The organism is Reinekea marina (genome assembly GCF_030409715.1).
GTDB lineage: Bacteria > Pseudomonadota > Gammaproteobacteria > Pseudomonadales > Natronospirillaceae > Reinekea > Reinekea marina.
In genome coordinates, this window is the sequence record NZ_JAUFQI010000001.1 from 459,747 (window position 1) to 472,265 (window position 12,519).

At 43.3% G+C, this 12,519-nt stretch carries 14 protein-coding genes; 6 read left to right on the top strand and 8 right to left on the bottom strand.

Annotated features, from left to right (window positions below; genetic code table 11):
* Positions 1-16: 16 nt before the first annotated feature.
* Genes soxZ through soxC form a run of 5 tightly spaced genes read right to left on the bottom strand, consistent with a single transcriptional unit; the run spans position 17 to position 3,464 of the window.
* Positions 17-316 (bottom strand): thiosulfate oxidation carrier complex protein SoxZ, encoded by a 300-nt coding sequence (soxZ, locus tag QWZ13_RS02540; protein WP_216000968.1) that lies wholly within the window; start codon positions 314-316, stop codon positions 17-19.
* A gap of 20 nt (positions 317-336) precedes the next feature.
* Positions 337-795, bottom strand: coding sequence for a thiosulfate oxidation carrier protein SoxY (gene soxY, locus QWZ13_RS02545; RefSeq protein WP_290280397.1), 459 nt, complete (start codon positions 793-795; stop codon positions 337-339).
* A 12-nt stretch (positions 796-807) separates the two neighbouring features.
* Positions 808-1,152 carry a sulfur oxidation c-type cytochrome SoxX gene (gene soxX, locus QWZ13_RS02550; protein ID WP_290280398.1) on the bottom strand — a complete coding sequence of 115 codons (345 nt, stop codon included), beginning with the start codon at positions 1,150-1,152 and terminating at the stop codon, positions 808-810.
* 40 nt (positions 1,153-1,192) lie between these two features.
* A complete protein-coding gene (locus QWZ13_RS02555) occupies positions 1,193-2,161 on the bottom strand; it encodes a c-type cytochrome (RefSeq protein ID WP_290280399.1) in 969 nt (322 codons plus the stop codon).
* On the bottom strand, positions 2,145-3,464 hold the full coding sequence (gene soxC, locus QWZ13_RS02560) for a sulfite dehydrogenase (RefSeq protein WP_290280400.1): 1,320 nt from the start codon (positions 3,462-3,464) through the stop codon (positions 2,145-2,147). The genes QWZ13_RS02555 and soxC overlap by 17 nt, the downstream gene beginning before the upstream one ends.
* Positions 3,465-3,739: 275 nt before the next feature.
* Between soxC and QWZ13_RS02565 the strand changes: the two genes are divergently transcribed.
* The 5 genes from QWZ13_RS02565 to QWZ13_RS02585 all read left to right on the top strand — a co-directional run bounded on the left by QWZ13_RS02565 (position 3,740) and on the right by QWZ13_RS02585 (position 7,369).
* Complete coding sequence (locus tag QWZ13_RS02565) at positions 3,740-4,552, top strand: helix-turn-helix domain-containing protein (protein WP_290280401.1); 813 nt, start codon at positions 3,740-3,742, stop codon at positions 4,550-4,552.
* 9 nt (positions 4,553-4,561) lie between these two features.
* Positions 4,562-5,008, top strand: a complete 447-nt coding sequence (locus tag QWZ13_RS02570) for an NfeD family protein (RefSeq protein ID WP_290280402.1) — start codon at positions 4,562-4,564, stop codon at positions 5,006-5,008.
* 1 nt (position 5,009) lies between these two features.
* A complete protein-coding gene (locus QWZ13_RS02575) occupies positions 5,010-5,918 on the top strand; it encodes an SPFH domain-containing protein (RefSeq protein ID WP_290280403.1) in 909 nt (302 codons plus the stop codon).
* An 11-nt stretch (positions 5,919-5,929) separates the two neighbouring features.
* On the top strand, positions 5,930-6,871 hold the full coding sequence (locus QWZ13_RS02580) for an SPFH domain-containing protein (RefSeq protein ID WP_290280404.1): 942 nt from the start codon (positions 5,930-5,932) through the stop codon (positions 6,869-6,871).
* A gap of 72 nt (positions 6,872-6,943) precedes the next feature.
* Positions 6,944-7,369, top strand: coding sequence for a GNAT family N-acetyltransferase (locus QWZ13_RS02585; protein WP_290280405.1), 426 nt, complete (start codon positions 6,944-6,946; stop codon positions 7,367-7,369).
* Between the two features lie 23 nt (positions 7,370-7,392).
* Here QWZ13_RS02585 and QWZ13_RS02590 read toward each other — a convergent pair whose 3' ends face one another.
* Together QWZ13_RS02590 and rep are read right to left on the bottom strand one after the other, a co-directional pair.
* Positions 7,393-8,946: an EAL domain-containing protein gene (locus QWZ13_RS02590; protein ID WP_290280406.1), complete on the bottom strand. Its 1,554-nt coding sequence runs from the start codon at positions 8,944-8,946 to the stop codon at positions 7,393-7,395.
* A gap of 121 nt (positions 8,947-9,067) precedes the next feature.
* Complete coding sequence (rep, locus tag QWZ13_RS02595; RefSeq protein ID WP_290280407.1) at positions 9,068-11,095, bottom strand: DNA helicase Rep; 2,028 nt, start codon at positions 11,093-11,095, stop codon at positions 9,068-9,070.
* A gap of 166 nt (positions 11,096-11,261) precedes the next feature.
* Here rep and QWZ13_RS02600 point away from each other — a divergent pair, with 166 nt between their 5' ends.
* Positions 11,262-11,513: a hypothetical protein gene (locus QWZ13_RS02600; RefSeq protein ID WP_216000980.1), complete on the top strand. Its 252-nt coding sequence runs from the start codon at positions 11,262-11,264 to the stop codon at positions 11,511-11,513.
* A 43-nt stretch (positions 11,514-11,556) separates the two neighbouring features.
* On the opposite strand, the gene QWZ13_RS02605 is transcribed toward QWZ13_RS02600, so the two are convergent.
* Complete coding sequence (locus QWZ13_RS02605) at positions 11,557-12,387, bottom strand: CvfB family protein (RefSeq protein ID WP_290280408.1); 831 nt, start codon at positions 12,385-12,387, stop codon at positions 11,557-11,559.
* Positions 12,388-12,519: the final 132 nt, after the last annotated feature.

Consider the following 12,519-nt stretch of genomic DNA (forward strand, 5'->3'; position numbering starts at 1 on the left):
CCTCTCTCCATTTATTTTAGCGAATAGCAAACTCTGAAGATTCAGATTCACCTTTATTATCAACCCAAGATACAGTGAACATATCTCCAGAATTTGCACCACTGAACGAGAACGACAAGTACGGGTCTTTTGAAACGGCCGGTCCAAGTTCGCCATGAAAAACGATGTCATCGTTGTGCGTAGCTTTCACTTCCGTTATGTAATGCCCAGGAATGAGTTCACCGTTCTTATCTTTACGGCGACCGGTTTCCATTGGATGTTTCATCAGCATTTTTACCAACACCATGCCGTCTCTAACGCTTGCTTTTACTTTCATGATCTTCCCCTAATTCGTTGTTAACCGCCGCAACCGCCAATGGTTACTTTCACTTCTTGAGTGGTGCGGTACAGTTGACCGTCTGCTTGCGCCAGAACGATGATCTTTGAAGTTTCGCCCATACGAATTCGCGCCGAGACATCAGCGGCCATGCGTGATTGAATGTTAAATTTACAGGCTAATGGCGATGGATTTTTCTCAACGTAAATGCTGATGCTTTCGACAGGTAGGTTTGTTTTAACAGAAATGGGCACTACAGCTCCGTTTTCAGCAATACTGGGCGCCTTTAATGCGATTGCGTCAGAATCACTGATGGGCATGTCGCCATAGGTTTCGGAAATGGCCAGATTAATATCTTCAGCTGAAAATGCACTGGCATTCCAACTGGCCCAAACCACTCTAGGGAAATTAATAACGGCAACGAGCAGCCCAGTTGCTTTGGCTAAGCGCCCTAAAAATTGGCGTCGTGAATTTTGCATAGTAAACCTCTTCTATAGCGTATATAGGTATTCAACTAACCAATGAATTTCTTCTTCGGTTAGCATTTTGTGTGCTCCAAAAGGAGGCATAATGGTTTGCGCATTTTTAGTACGCGCATCGTAAATTTGCTGATATAAATCATCTGGATTCGGATAGCGCGCTTTCATCTGGAGCAACGGTGGCCCATAGTTGCCGGGTAAATTTCCTCCGGGCATCATGTGGCACGAAATACAATTGCCCTTAGTGCGCGTATACACCACGTCTTTACCTTTTTCGACCTCTTCTGGTCCTGCCCAGCTGGGCATCGATAAAAACAGGCACAGCAGGGTAGAACCCGCGATCTTTATTTTCATCATCTCCACCTTCTCTTATTGTTGTTATTTTGAAAGCGACGTATTACTCGCTGCTTTCGACCATATAGTGCACGGCATCGGTAACCGCTTGATCTGACAACTGCGTTTGCCCTCCTTTAGCCGGCATCACACCTTGCTCACCTTTAAACCCAAATAACGCATTATTGACTAACGTATCGAAACCTTTGGTAGAGCGAAGTGTCCACTGCTCGACATCGCCTAATTTCGGCGCGCCAGCAATGCCAGAGTCGTGGCAAGCGCGACAAGCAAGCTGATAAGTTTCTAGACCAGCCAGAGCTTGGGCTGAAAGTTCGCTTGATTCTTTTACGGCAACTTCTTCTTCAGCGTAAGCTACGCCGTCGTTGCCATCTTCTTTAAAGTGATCCGTAGGCGTTACGCCTCGTAAACTGTGTACGACTGTAATTGTGCTGACATCTTTGCAATTGCTCATGCAGCGCTCATTGTTCACATCGGGTCGGTCATCGCGATAGAAACTGTCGACATTGGGCATGGTTATGTCGGCTAGGTTTTGTTGCGTTAAAACGAAGTCGTCTTCAACCAGCTCGTTTAAATACAGTACATAGGCCGTTATGGCATAAACTTCGTCATCGCTAAGCGATTGTGGCGCTGTAAACGGCATGGCTCTGTGAATGTAATCCCACAAGGTAGATGCGTAAGGCCAATAGCTGCCCACTGTTTTATCTGGACGATCATTGGTGAGTGTGCCTTGGCCGCCAGCCAATTTGGGCCATCGTTTTTCACCTTCGCCAAACACCCCATGGCAACTGGCGCATTTTTCATCGTATAAAAACTCACCTTCTTCAACGCTGCCTTGGCCCGGAGGTAAACCTAACCCATCTGGTCGAATATCAATATCCCAGCCTTTGATTTCGGCATCTGTTGGCGTGGACCCAATGCTATAAACTTCGGCAAACGCCAGCCCGCTGCTAATTACGACCGTGCAAAGTGCTGTAGTGACGAGTTTTTTTGCTGTGTTATGAGAGTTGAACATTAAATACGCTCCCATCTTCTTTAACTTGCCAAGTGTGAATCGAGTTTTTGTGGTAAATAGAATTGCCGCCGCGTTCAGCGCGCAGTTGTTTCAAAGTGGGCTGTACATAACCGGTTTCATCCATGGCACGAGATTGTATTAACAATGGCTGGCCGTCCCACTTAAACATAAATGAGAATCGCGTCAGTGCTTTAGATAAAACTAAGCCTTTCAATGGCGCGTTTTGCCAGGTTGCACCGCCATCAAGAGACACGTCTACGGCTTTAATTTTTCCGTGACCTGACCAAGCAAAACCTTCAATTTCATGCCAGCCTTTTTCCATCCACGGGTTTTCCGGGCAGGGAGAGGTTACGACTGAGTTACACTCTTGAACCCAAGTGAATTCGCGACTGCGACCGTCGGGCATTAAGTCTGTGTATTTTGAGGTTTCTTCTCTGTGGTACCAGGGTTTATCGCCGATCTCTAAGCGCCTTAACCATTTAATGCTGGTGTTGCCTTCCCAACCAGGGTTTAGCAGTCGAATCGGGTAGCCTTGTTCAGGTCTTAAGGCTTCGCCGTTTTGGGCGTAAACAATGAGGGTATCATCAAGGGCTTTTTCCATAGGAATGCTTCGAGACATTGCAGCGCCATCGGCACCTTCGGCTAAAACCCACTTTCCTTCAGGCTTTACTCCTACTTCTTCCAGCAAAGTTGAGAGTTTGACGCCGGTCCATTCACAGCAAGACACCATTCCATGAGTAAACTGCAAGCCTTCCATTTGCGGGCCGCGCCATTCCATTCCACCATTGGCAGGGCACTCCAAAAATTTAATTTCTGAAACACTGGGAAAGCGTCGCAGTTGATCCATCGTGAAAATAAGCGGGCGCTCAACCAAACCATGAATGATCAGTCGGTGTTCATCGGGATTAATGGTGGGTACACCGGCATGGTAGCGCTCAAACACTAACCCATTTGGCGTAATAATGCCTTTAAGCTTATGTAAGGGTGAAAAACTGATCGATGAAATAGGGTCTGCGGTGAGCCAAGGCACGGTTCGACGAATCGTATCGGCTTCGTATTTAGATGGCATGCCATACGGGTTTGAAACAACCCCTTCACCTAAGCTAGACGTCCAACTGGGCACATTCGGAGGCAAATTGGCATTACCCAAAGCCATAGGGGAAAGAGCCGCAACTGATGCACCGCCTAGAGTTCCAATCGCTTGTTTTAAAAATAACCTTCTATCCAACCCTTTAAGCTGATCACCATCTTTTATGAGTCGAGACAAAAGGCGGTTTTCTTCTGCTCGTTTAAAACCGGGCATGCAACCTCCAGCATAATGTTGTTTTTGTTATATTTAAAAGTTATATGCTAATAACTAAAAACTCACACTACCCTATCAAAGAATCGACTAGCGCGTTAAATTGATTACTTATATCGGAAAGGCTTTTTAGCTTGAAAAGTAATATGTATTAGAAGTTTCTGATGTAGAAACCTCTAAAGTTAAGTGCAAAATATTTAGATTATCGTTGTGACGAAAGTAACAAAATCAGGTAGTTTGAGAAAAAATAGTTTTATAGAACGATTATTGAGCGTATCTTGGGTGTTATCAGCGAAGGAGCCAGTATGGAAGAACTAGAGCAAACCGTATTGAATAACTTAGTACGCTTTCGAAAAAAAGCCGGGTTATCGCAAAAGCAGGTTGAGCAACAGTTGGCGTTACGCACAAATACGTTGTACGACATAGAAAAGAATCGCCAAAAACTGCCTTTTGTTTTAGCCGTTCAACTCTCGGCGCTTTATCACATCGATATTGGTGAGTTGGTGCGCGGTGCCAGCGAAATGAAAGATACCGAAACCGCGCCAAACAACGTAGCGCCGCTGGAGTCTCTTGGTGTGTTGAGTGGCGCGTTTCACCCTTTAACGGAGTACATAGCACAAGACCCGGTCATAGTTGCAGAGATAGGCGTGGGTGAAATGGGTGCGCAGCCCATAATGGATTTGCTGTTGGCAAAGCTGACAGACGTTCAAAAGCAATACTTCGTTTTAGATCTTTATCGTTACATAAACTCTGTGATCAGCAGTGATGGGGAAATAAAAAACTCAGAGCTGAGTTTGCGTGACACCATTTTAGCTCAAGCAAAGATTGAGCTGACCGACAGCGAAAAACAAAGTATCAGTCGGGCGTTCCGAAAACTATTTTTTGGTAAATCTATGTCGAAAAGTTTGCCACGTGATGCCTATAAGCATTTTCTTATTTGGACTCTACATCTCGTGTCTAGAATCGATGGTCAACCGCACTTTAAAACACTCGATTATATTCAGCAGGTAGCTCAGCATATTCAGCTGCCGGTCAGTGCTTGGCGGTTTATTGAAGATAAGGTAGCACAAGCCTACCAAGATGAAATTTAAGGAGAGATTATGGAAACCTTACCTCTGATTTGGGTCATTATTGGCGCTGTTCTTATCGTCATTGAATTTTTAGTGCCTGGTGCTGTTTTTGGTTTTATTGGTGCTGCGGCCATGCTTACAGGTGTATTGATACACTTTGGTCACATAGAAGGCTTTGTGAATATCATGATGACATTTTTCATTGCGTCATTTGTATTCATTCTCTTCCTTCGATCGGCCTTGCTAAAACTATTTCCTGATAATTCAGTTGTTCAAAATACTGACGAGTTACAGGATGCTATTGGCCGAATTGTAGAAGTCACCGAAGACATCAGTCCTTATAAGCGAGGAAGAATTAAATATTTAGAGACCAGTTGGGAAGCGCAAGCCGAAACTGATTTTGTAGTAGGAGAACAGGCCGTTATCGCTGGTCAAGACGGTAATTGCTGGATCGTTAAATCAATAGAAGGAAATTAAGATGACGTTAATAACATTATTGGTGCTAGCCACCTTTGTTGTACTAAAAGTTTTACTGGTGGTGGTGCCCATGCGGGAATCATTTGTGATCGAGCGATTAGGGAAGTTTCGAACGGTTTTTCAGCCGGGGCTTCACTTTATGATCCCGTTCATTGATAACGTAGCGTATCGGCATGAGATACGTGAGCAGGTGTACGACATACCCGCTCAGCACTGTATTACCAAAGACAATATTCAAGTTGAAATTGATGGTTTAGTGTACTTAAAAGTCATGGACCCACAGTTGGCCAGTTATGGTATTGGCGATTACCGAAACGCTGCCATCAACTTGGCTCAAACAACCATGAGATCAGAAGTGGGTAAGTTGTCGCTGGGTGAAATCTTTGCAGAACGTGAAACGTTGAACGAAACCATTGTAAGAGAGATTGATAAAGCTTCTCAAAGCTGGGGGATTAAAGTCTACCGCTATGAAGTTGCCAACATCAGCCCTTCTGATCATGTTGTTTCAACACTTGAAAAGCAAATGGTTGCTGAGCGAGATCGTCGAGCGGATATCACCTTAGCCACGGCCGAAAAAGAAGCCAAGATTAATATGTCTGAAGGTGAGCGCCAAGAAGCAATTAACCACTCGGTGGGTGAGCGCCAACGTCGTATCAACATTGCCGAAGGTCGTGCGCAAGAAATTTCATTATTGGCTGAAGCCCAGGCCACTGGTATTGCGATGGTCGCTGAAGCCATTAACATGCCTGGTGGAAATAAAGCCATAAAAATGCGTTTAGTTGAACAATTTGTTGGTGAACTTGGCACCATTTTAGAAGGGGCTGATATTTCGGTATTGCCTAGTGAAATGGCGCGAGTGAAAGGCATCTTTGAAGGTGTTGACCAAGTAACTAAACAGTTTAAGAGCTAAGGAGAATTATCATGGACATAAATTCAATCAGTGATATTTTTAACGTCGGTGTTTGGTCAATTGCATTCTTGATTCTAATATTACAATTATTGCGATCGCTCTTTTTTGTACCGACAAAAAATGCCTACATCGTTGAGCGATTTGGTAAGTACTTACGAACGCTAGAGCCTGGTTTTCATGCAATAATTCCTTTTATCGACAAGGTTGTAGATAAAGTTAATTTAAAAGAAATGACCATAGATGTGCCGCCGCAGTATTGTTTTTCGAAAGATGAAATTAACTTGCAGGTCGATGGTGTAATTTATATGTCGGTAGAAGACCCAAGTAAGGCTTCCTACGGTATTGTCGATTACCACGATGCTGCCGTGCAACTGGCCAGAACCACAACACGTTCTGTTATTGGTACCTTAGATTTAGAACGTACTTTTGAAGAACGTGATTTAGTCAGCTCGAAAGTTGTGGAAGTACTAAACAGCGCTGGGCAATCTTGGGGTATTCGCGTACACCGTTTCGAGATTAAGAATATTTTGCCACCAATCAGTGTCAACGAAGCGATGGAGCGCCAGGTTACCGCGGAGCGTAATCGCCGAGCCATTTTGGCGAAGAGCTTAGGGGATAAACAAGCGCGCATTAACATTTCTGAAGGTGTGATGACCGAAACCATTAATGTTTCAGAAGGTGATAAGCAGCAACTTATTAATGAAGCCGAAGGTAAAGCGCAAGAGATATTAACCATTGCTAAGGCAACCGCTGAATCCATTCAAAAAATTGGTAAAGCCATTAATGAAGAAGGTGGTGAGGAATCAATCCGTTTGCAATTAGCTGAGAAACTGTTCTCAAAAGTGGGGACCTTAGGCGATGCAAAAACACGTGTTGTGTTGCCAGCAAACGTAGCGGATTTCCAAGGTTGGTTAAAGATGACCGATTTAGAAATGCTGCCTGACAATAAATAGAAAATAATAGTAAGTAAGAGGGTGCCATAGGGCACCCTTCGTTTTTATAGTACACCACTAAAATGGAATATTATGAATATAGAGTTTTCGCTATCACCGGCTGAAGATGATATTGAACTATTGCTCGATGGACTTCGTTCGTTCAATGCCCCCATTTTTCCCAATAGGAAAACCGACAGCTTTGGCCTATTTGTTCGAAATGATGAAGGTAAAGTCGTGGGCGGTTTGTCGGGTGAAATTACCTTTACTTCGATCTTTATTAAATACTTATGGCTTTCGGAGTCGCTACGAGGCTGCGGTATCGGGGAAAGGCTGATAAAACAACTGGAGCAAGAAGCCGTTAAGCTAGGTGTCGCTAACCTGTGTGTAGACACCTATACTTTTCAGGCACCCAAGTTTTATGAAAAAAATGGATTTAAACAGGTAGGTTGCTTTAAAGATTTCCCGCTGGAAGGGGTTGATCGACTGTTCTATCAAAAGAAACTAACGGTTAGTTAATAATAACCAAAGATAATTTTCTTTTAATCATTAACGTTGTGTTTAGTTTTACAGAGTTCTGCTAAGTCTTTAGCCGTCATAGGCTTACCAAAGCCCCAACCTTGACCAAATTCTACGCCGAGCTCTCGCAGTTCATTTTCTTGCATCACGTTTTCGATGCCTTCTGCAACAACTTTCAAATTAAGATCATTGGCAATTTTTATGATGTGAGGAATTAAGGAGGATTTAATACTGCCTTCCTCCATATCCATCACAAAACTACGATCAATTTTTAAAACATTACAGTGCATGCTTTTAACTTGATTGAGGCTGGAATAGCCGGTGCCAAAATCGTCTACTGCAATGGTAAAGCCTTGGTCCTTTAACCAAGCAAGCTGGCTGATGGCTTCTGATTCTTCAAGCTTCTCATCTTCAGTTATTTCAAATTCAATATTAAATCGAGAGTTTTTAACTTCGTGAATGTCTATCACTTTTTGAATTCGCCCGGACGATATGTCACTTGGAAACAAATTAAAATTGATTTTGAAGTTGGCTGGTAGCTCAGATTGCGCCCCTAAATCTAGAAGCGCTTTTTTGATGATTTGTTCAGTAAAGAGCCAAGAAAGTTCTAATTCTCGTACTACGGGTATGAATTGATCGGGGTAAATCGCCATACGTCTATCTTTAAAGCGCGCCAATGCCTCGCACCCAATAATCTCGCCCGAATTTAAATCGACAATAGGTTGATAAAGGCTAAAAAATTGATCTTTTCGTATGGCTCGAGTAACAATGGCGCGAGTCGAATAAAACTTTTTATACGCCAATAATACGAAGGTATGAACGCGAAACGAAACAATCAGTATTAGAAAAAAACTGATCAGCATTAACTTAGAATAAATGGAGAAAAAAGTCTGATAATTCGATGTTAAAGCAACGCAATAGTTAGAAGATTGCGGTATACAGTGCTCTGAATACTGGGTGATTAAAGAAAAGTCAAAACCTTTCAAACCATGTTTATTTTGATAAAGTCCCTCTTCACCGGCCAAATGATTGGGCCGATTATTACCATGATAAATTAGCTGCCAACGAAAGTCTTTAGGTGCAATGGCTGCAAGAACGGCTAAATCATAAACCGCGTTAAAGTCACCCTTCTTAGCAATAAGTGCATTGTATTTTTTATCGAACATTACTAAGGGTTGATCAACCCAAATCTCGAACCCCTTCTCAGTGACAAAGCTTGGTAACGAGGAAGGATAAGGATTATCAAGTACACCAATACCTGTAGTACATACTAATTCGAAATTCTTTAAGTAGCCTATATCTTTGATTGAGGCAGCAACGAATAAGGCCTGGCGCATGGCTAATAAAGTTTTAGGCGAGCAATCATTAAAACCATTCGAGTTCAAATTGTTTAAGGTAATTTCTATTTCAATGGCTGTTGCCGCGATCTCTTTAAAAATTTCGGCCGCATATTCAGTGTGAGTGCGTTTAAAATCCCAAAGCATGCCCCCAAAAGCTAATAAGGTGCCTAAGAGTAGTACGCTGATCGTGGCTAAATTGGCGCTTGAACGCATCCAATTTGAATAGTTAAAACTCATCTTTTATCAGAAGTAGGCACTTTAATGGAGGTCTATTTACTAAAGCTTATAAACCACTGTTTTGTCAACAAATGGTCTGATTTTAAACGGCTTTAGTTGTAGGGCGTTACTCATGTGTGTCTTAGTTGTTAAGTAGTGCTCTTAAATCGGATAAGGTTTGAGCGTTTTGCTCCTTATTAGCCGTTTGGCCGCCTTCTTCTTTGCCACCCACCCAAGTTACGTCCTCTTCAGGAAGCTCGTCTAAAAATCGGCTGGGAGTGCAATCAACCAGCTCGCCAAATTGTTTGCGCTTTGCCGCAAAGGTTAGGGTTAAGTTTTTCTTGGCTCGAGTAATGCCGACGTACATGAGTCGACGCTCTTCTTCAATGTCATCGCTTTCTATCGAGTTTCTGTGTGGCAGCAGCTCCTCTTCTAAACCGAGAATATAGACATAAGGGAACTCCAGCCCTTTAGAGGCGTGAAGGGTCATTAACTGAACCGCGTCTTCAACTTCATCTTCTTCTTGGCGATCCATTAAATCTCGCAACACTAACTTGCCGATGGCTTCTTCGATGGCAAGGTCTGAGTCATCCTCATCATTGCCGCGTTCTAACATGGATTGTAAGCCGTCTATCAATATATGGACATTGGCTAAGCGTTTTTCAGCTTGGCGATCCGTTTGACTGTCTTGACGCAACCATGCCTCGTAATTGATGTCTGTAATCAGTTCACGGATCACCATGACTGGGTTTTCATCGGTGTGCAGTTTTTTGATGGTGCGACTTAACCAACTTGAGAAACGCTCTAAACGTTCACCCGCTTTCGGTGTTAAATGTTGGCGCAGGCCAAGTTCTTCAGAAGCCGCAGCTAAGCTTACGCCTCGCACCGTAGCGTAATCGTTTAGCTTTTCTAACGTAGCTGCACCGATCTCCCGTCGCGGCGTATTGATGATGCGCAAAAAAGCGGCGTCATCATCAGGGTTAATCAGAAGGCGCAGATAGCTCATGACGTCTTTAATTTCTGCCTTAGCAAAAAATGAAGTACCACCATTTATTTTATAAGGAATGCGATTTTGTTGAAGCTTTAGTTCCATAATGCGAGCTTGATGGTTGCCGCGATAGAGTACGGCAAAGTCACTGTAACTGCCTTTAGTGACTAAGCGTTTATGGAGAATCTCATTGGCCACTCGTTCAGCTTCGGCCTCATCAGAAGGGCAGCGAACAATACGAATTGGGTCGCCAAAGCCCATCTCGCTCCATAAAGTCTTCTTAAATACGTGTGGGTTGTTGTCGATTACCGTGTTAGCGGCCTTTAAGATAAGCCCTGTTGAACGATAATTTTGCTCCAGCTTTACCAGCTTTAAATTGGGGAAGTCATCTTGCAGTTTGACTAGGTTTTCAGGGCGAGCACCACGCCAACTGTAAATAGATTGGTCGTCATCGCCAACTACGGTGAAACGAGGCTGGTCGCCAACAATGAGCTTGACTAACAAGTACTGAGAGATATTGGTGTCTTGATACTCATCCACTAACAAATATCGAATTCGGCGTTGCCATTTACCCAATACTTCTGGGTGGTTTAAAAATAATAGCGTGGGCAAACGAATTAAATCGTCAAAATCAACAGCGTTATAGGCCGTCAGCATGCGGTTATATTCTTCATACACAGAGATAGCCAACACTTCGCGGGCATCGTCTACTTTGCCGACCAATTCATTCGCTTCTATTAAATCGTTTTTCCAGAGGCTGATGGTGTTTCGAAAATAATCTACTTCATCAACCGCATTTGGTGCCGTTCGCAAGACAATATCTTTAATTAGGGCTTTTGAATCGTGGTCATCAAAAAGCGTAAAGGAGCTTTTTAAGCCAAGGTGCTCGGCTTCTTTACGTAAAATATTTAAACCAAGGTTGTGAAAAGTAGACACAATTAGACCGTGAGCCTTTTTACCGCTGACCAGCTTCATCACGCGGGCTTTCATTTCGCGTGCGGCTTTATTGGTGAATGTCACTGCAGCGATATTTCGGCCCAAATAGCCGCATTCTTCAATCAAATAGGCGATTTTAGTGGTAATAACCGACGTTTTACCCGAGCCAGCACCGGCCAACACCAATAATGGACCACTGATGTAGTCTACGGATTCTTTTTGACGCGGGTTTAAGCGGTTTGCCATGAATTTGGATGTCTTTAACGGTGGGCGGGCGATTTTAGCAGCACAGGTTCAATAGCCCAAGTGTTCATATGTAAATTACCGAGGTTACAAAAATACACTCAATTAGACCGCTACCAGGGCGTTAATCGACTACTTTGATAGGTGTAAACAGAGAAGGAGTTCAATTATGTTACCTAAGCCAGTCTATGAGGTGTTACCTATTGCCTATGTAGTTGGGTCTATCATCGCACTTGCCGTGGCAGATCATTTTATCGTTGTATTGCCAGTTGCCTTGTTGTTATCAACGGCAGCTTACATTATTTACTTACGGTACCATTTTCGACATTTAACGGCTCGAGAGCGAGCGGCGATGATGTCGGAGCGATTTAAATCACACACCAAACCGAAATATGTGCGTAAGCGCCATCACTCTTTTTAGTACCTACCGCAAATAGGGCTCACCAGTGAGCCCATATGCGTATTTACGGCAGTAAAATTCGGTCTGGCTCTATGATGATTTGCTTCTGTTTATATAAGCGGCCAATGGCTTTTTTGAAATTGCCTTTGCTGACTTGAAAGTGGGCATAAATATCATCGGGCGAGCTTTTATCGGACAGTAATAAGCAACCATCATGCTCTGCTAAGCGCTGTAAAATACGATCGCCAATATCAACACGTGCTTCATGGCCTTGCAGTTGCATTTGCACATCGAGTTTATTATCACTGCGCACATTCTTAATGTAACCCATTAACTTTTGGCCAGGTTTGAGTGGCTTTAAAACATCATCATTAAAGATTACACCCAAATAAAGTTGATCAATAATGACCTTGTAGCCGATGTTTGTGCGATTAACGACCATTAAACTGACGCGATCGTTCTTTTGATAATTGGTGGTTTCTTCACGCAAGAAGTTACTGAGTTTTGCCGTAGCGGCAACTCGATCAGTAAAATCATCTAAGTACAAATACACCACATGGCGTTCACCTACTTCCATGGGTTTACGCATTTGGTTGCTCGGTACCAGTAAGTCTTTATCTAAGCCCCAGTCTAAAAATGCCCCAAATTTGGTGACATCCTTAACTTCTAAGCAGGCGCATTCATTGACTTGGGCTTTTGCTTTAGCGGTTGTTGCAATGAGTCGATCTTCAGAATCGTGATAGATAAAAACGCTAATTTCATCGCCCACTTCGCAGCCTTCGGGTACTTGTCGCTTTGGCAATAACACGGTGTCTAGCGGACCCGCATCTAAATAAACGCCAAAATCAGCTTTGCTTACCACCGGAAGAGTATTGTATTTACCTATTTGCGCCATGAACAACCTAAATCTAAAACAAGAATTTGAATGCTCCATTGTAGTACGGAATGAACAGCGACGTAACAGAAAATCATTTGGCTAGGAGTTTTTGCTTTTCGAGCACTGTGTTAGTCTGGATTTATTCAATTG

What these genes read in the sequence shown, in the direction of transcription:
- QWZ13_RS02585 (WP_290280405.1), top strand. Translation starts at nt 6,944, where the DNA reads ATGAATATAGAGTTTTCGCTATCACCGGCTGAAGATGATATTGAACTA.
- QWZ13_RS02590 (WP_290280406.1), bottom strand. Translation starts at nt 8,946, where the DNA reads ATGAGTTTTAACTATTCAAATTGGATGCGTTCAAGCGCCAATTTAGCC.
- rep (WP_290280407.1), bottom strand. Translation starts at nt 11,095, where the DNA reads ATGGCAAACCGCTTAAACCCGCGTCAAAAAGAATCCGTAGACTACATC.
- QWZ13_RS02575 (WP_290280403.1), top strand. Translation starts at nt 5,010, where the DNA reads ATGACGTTAATAACATTATTGGTGCTAGCCACCTTTGTTGTACTAAAA.
- QWZ13_RS02570 (WP_290280402.1), top strand. Translation starts at nt 4,562, where the DNA reads ATGGAAACCTTACCTCTGATTTGGGTCATTATTGGCGCTGTTCTTATC.
- QWZ13_RS02605 (WP_290280408.1), bottom strand. Translation starts at nt 12,387, where the DNA reads ATGGCGCAAATAGGTAAATACAATACTCTTCCGGTGGTAAGCAAAGCT.
- QWZ13_RS02555 (WP_290280399.1), bottom strand. Translation starts at nt 2,161, where the DNA reads ATGTTCAACTCTCATAACACAGCAAAAAAACTCGTCACTACAGCACTT.
- soxY (WP_290280397.1), bottom strand. Translation starts at nt 795, where the DNA reads ATGCAAAATTCACGACGCCAATTTTTAGGGCGCTTAGCCAAAGCAACT.
- QWZ13_RS02600 (WP_216000980.1), top strand. Translation starts at nt 11,262, where the DNA reads ATGTTACCTAAGCCAGTCTATGAGGTGTTACCTATTGCCTATGTAGTT.
- soxC (WP_290280400.1), bottom strand. Translation starts at nt 3,464, where the DNA reads ATGCCCGGTTTTAAACGAGCAGAAGAAAACCGCCTTTTGTCTCGACTC.
- soxZ (WP_216000968.1), bottom strand. Translation starts at nt 316, where the DNA reads ATGAAAGTAAAAGCAAGCGTTAGAGACGGCATGGTGTTGGTAAAAATG.
- soxX (WP_290280398.1), bottom strand. Translation starts at nt 1,152, where the DNA reads ATGATGAAAATAAAGATCGCGGGTTCTACCCTGCTGTGCCTGTTTTTA.
- QWZ13_RS02580 (WP_290280404.1), top strand. Translation starts at nt 5,930, where the DNA reads ATGGACATAAATTCAATCAGTGATATTTTTAACGTCGGTGTTTGGTCA.